Source organism: Nocardioides sp. (genome assembly GCF_036401255.1).
Classification (GTDB): Bacteria; Actinomycetota; Actinomycetes; order Propionibacteriales; family Nocardioidaceae; genus Nocardioides.
Window position 1 is genome coordinate 1 of sequence record NZ_DASWVI010000223.1, and the last position, 3,364, is coordinate 3,364.

A 3,364-nucleotide genomic window follows, 5' to 3' on the forward strand; every position below is an offset into this window, starting at 1 on the left:
GTGCCGTCCTCGACCGCGCGCATGAACTCGTCGCTGACGCGCACGGAGTTGTTGGCGTTCTGGTACTGCACCGAGGTGATGTCGGCGCCGCCGAGGTCCATGTCGAACCCGGCGTCGCGCAGCGCGCGGATCTTGTCCTCCTCGCGCGCCTTGGTCTCGATGAACTCCTCGATGTCGGGGTGGTCGACGTCCAGGACGACCATCTTCGCCGCGCGCCGGGTGGCGCCACCGGACTTGATGGTGCCGGCGGAGGCGTCGGCGCCGCGCATGAACGAGACCGGGCCGGAGGCGGTGCCGCCGGAGGAGAGCAGCTCCTTGGAGGAGCGGATGCGGGAGAGGTTCAGGCCGGCGCCGGAGCCGCCCTTGAAGATGAAGCCCTCTTCCTTGTACCAGTTCAGGATCGAGTCCATCGAGTCGTCGACGGAGAGGATGAAGCAGGCCGAGACCTGCTGCGGCGACGGGGTGCCGACGTTGAACCAGACGGGGCTGTTGAAGGAGAAGTACTGGTGCACGAGCAGCCAGGTGAGCTCGTGCTCGAACACCTCGGCGTCGGCCGGGCTCGCGAAGTAGCCGTGGTCGACACCCGCCAAGGTGTAGGTCTTCACCACCCGGTCGATGAGCTGCTTGAGGCTCCACTCGCGGGCGTCGGTGCCGACGGCGCCGCGGAAGTACTTCGTCGTGACGATCGTCGAGGCGTTGACCGACCAGAAGTCGGGGAACTCCACGCCGCGCTGCTCGAAGACCGTCTCACCGGTCTTCCAGTTGGTCTGCACGACGTCGCGGCGCTCCCACGTCAGCTCGTCGTAGGGATGCACCCCCTCGGTGCTGAAGACCCGCTCGATCTTCAGCCCCGCCGTGGACTGGTCCTTGGCGCCCGTGCGCCCGCTCACCGTCTCGGTCATCCCTCTGGTGTCCCGTCTCTCGAGGTTGGTGTGGAATCGATCATTGCTACTGCCACCGACACCGCTGGGGCAGCGGTTGGCGACGACGCTTGGTGCGCCCGGCGCGTGCAGCTTCCCCACTACACACGCCGGGCGGTCTGGGGTCAGCCCGTCGCGACGGGCTGAGGTGGGGCCGTCTCCAGCTCCGGCTCGGCGGCCGTGGCGGGCCGCTCGGCCCGCAAGGTCTCGAGGCTCGCCGCTGACGCGTCGAGCGCCTCGACCACCGGACTTCCGGCTTCTCGCTCCGCTCGGAGCCGGGCGATCTCGTCCTCGAAGTCGTCGGCCGACTCGAAGGAGCGGTAGACGCTCGCGAAGCGCAGGTAGGCGACCTCGTCGAGTGCCCGGAGCGGGCCCAAGATGGCCAGGCCGACCTCGTGGGCCGGGATCTCGGCCGCTCCGGCCAGCCGCAGCGCGTCCTCGACCTCCTGACCCAGGCACGCGAGCTGGTCCTCGGTGACCGGGCGGCCCTTGCAGGCCTTGCGGACGCCGGCGATCGCCTTGTCCCGCGTGAACGGCTCGGTGGCCCCGGACCGCTTGAGCACCGTCAGCTGCATCATCTCCACGGTCGTGAACCGCTTCGCGCAGGCCGAGCAGGTACGCCGGCGGCGGATCGAGCCGCCGTCGTCGGCGACCCGGGAGTCGAGGACCCGGGTGTCGGTGTTGCGGCAGTACGGACAGTGCACGGGTCACTCCTCTCGAGGGGTCGCCGAGAACACCCTCGAAGGGTGGGCGCGGGCTGTGGATATCGGGGGTTCCGCTGTGTAGAACAAGCCGTCGGCTGTGGGTCTTCCGCCTGATCCCTGTGCACCGCCCGAACGGTTCTGGGGACTAGATGTGGATAACTACATCCGTGTAAGTACTACATGTAGTGGTAACCGTACGCCCGGCCCCCAGGGGTGCGCAAGTGAACCCGGGACGTACTTCGAGTATGTGCCTCGGCGATCGCAAACCCGCAGGTCAGGGCCATGACGGGCGGTCCCGACGGGGTCCGGACGGGGCGTGTCGCGGCACGCGGACGGGGGTCACGCACCCCCACCTGCCGGCCCCGGACGGCGGGCGGGCCCACCCCCGAAGACCACCCCCAAGGGTGGTTTAACGCTGCATCAGATCCGGGCAACTCAACGGGGACGGCCTGACACGGCCGCCGGACAACCGAAGACAGGAGAGGTCACCCCCGATGACTGCAGTTGCCGCACCGAGCCGCTCAGACGAGACCGTCCGACTCTTCACCCTCCGCAGCGCCGCCGGGAGCGCCGACGAGCGGGCCGAGATCGAGGACCAGCTGATCCGGTTGAACATGGCCGTCGCCGTCGACGCGACCCGCCGCTTCCGGGGCCGCGGGATCGCGACCGAGGACCTCGAGCAGGTCGCGTACGTCGGCCTCGTCAAGGCCGTCAAGGGCTTCGACCCCGACCGAGGGCACGACTTCTTGAGCTTCGCGATCCCCACCATCCGCGGCGAGGTCCGCCGCCACTTCCGCGACCTCGGCTGGTCCGTGCGGCCCCCGCGCTCCATCCAGGAGGCGCAGACCAAGATCATCGCCTGCGAGGGCGAGCTCTACCAGCAGCTCGGCCGGGCGCCGCGCCCCTCCGAGATCGCCGAGCACCTCGGCATCGACCGCGAGCTGGTCGTCGAGGCGCTCGGCGCCAGCGGCTGCTTCGCCCCCGCCTCCCTCGACGCCCCCAGCCACGAGGGCGAGGAGGACCCGATCAGCCGCCGCCTCGGCTACTCCGACGAGGGGTTCGACCTCGCCGAGGCCCGCGCCGTGCTCGCTCCGGTGCTCGCGAAGCTGTCGCGCCGCGAGCAGCTCATCGTCGAGATGCGCTTCTTCCGCGGCTGCACCCAGGCCCAGATCGGCGAGGCGATCGGCGTGACGCAGATGCAGGTCTCGCGCCTGCTGACCCGGCTGATGGCGCGGATGCGCGAGGAGCTCCAGGTCGAGCTGGTCGCCTGACCCCGGTCCGGATCGGCTGAGCGCGTCTGCCGGGATCCTCAGCCGACGCGCTCGGACCGGTCGGGGTCGCCCGGGCCCTCGACGCCGAGGGTGAACCACGACCGGGTGCCCCGGTCGTCGTGGTCGGTCCCCCACCGGTCCGAGAGCGCGTCGACGAGCTGCAGTCCCCGCCCGAACACCTTCAGCGGGTCGTCGTCCTCGACGAGCGCGGCCGCCTCGCCGGGCCCGCCGCGGTCGCGCACGGCGACGGTCAGCCGGCCCTCCTCGAGGACGACGGTCAGCGTCGAGGCGGTGCCGGCGTGCACGACGGCGTTGGTGACGAGCTCGGAGAGGCACAGCTCCGCGGCGTCGCACGTCTCCGGCTCGACCGACCAGTCCGCGAGCAGGCCCCGCAGGAAGCGACGCGCGGTGCCCGGCGCCCGGGGGTCGTCGTCGAGGGCGAGCACGGCGCGGTGCGGCGGCGGGTCCG

The 3,364-nt window shown here is 70.9% G+C and carries 3 protein-coding genes and 1 pseudogene; 1 reads left to right on the forward strand and 3 read right to left on the reverse strand.

Features of this window, described 5'->3' with window-relative positions:
* Together VGD85_RS10395 and nrdR are read right to left on the reverse strand one after the other, a co-directional pair.
* Positions 1–902 (reverse strand): annotated as a pseudogene (locus VGD85_RS10395) (vitamin B12-dependent ribonucleotide reductase); the annotation flags it as partial.
* A gap of 143 nt (positions 903–1,045) precedes the next feature.
* Entirely contained in the window at positions 1,046–1,624 is a 579-nt protein-coding gene (nrdR, locus tag VGD85_RS10400) for a transcriptional regulator NrdR (protein WP_331063366.1), read from the reverse strand.
* 494 nt (positions 1,625–2,118) lie between these two features.
* Here nrdR and VGD85_RS10405 point away from each other — a divergent pair, with 494 nt between their 5' ends.
* Positions 2,119–2,895: a sigma-70 family RNA polymerase sigma factor gene (locus VGD85_RS10405; protein ID WP_331063367.1), complete on the forward strand. Its 777-nt coding sequence runs from the start codon at positions 2,119–2,121 to the stop codon at positions 2,893–2,895.
* 38 nt (positions 2,896–2,933) lie between these two features.
* Here the strand turns inward: VGD85_RS10405 and VGD85_RS10410 are convergent.
* On the reverse strand, positions 2,934–3,364 hold a 431-nt coding region (locus VGD85_RS10410), incomplete at its 5' end, for an ATP-binding protein (RefSeq protein ID WP_331063368.1).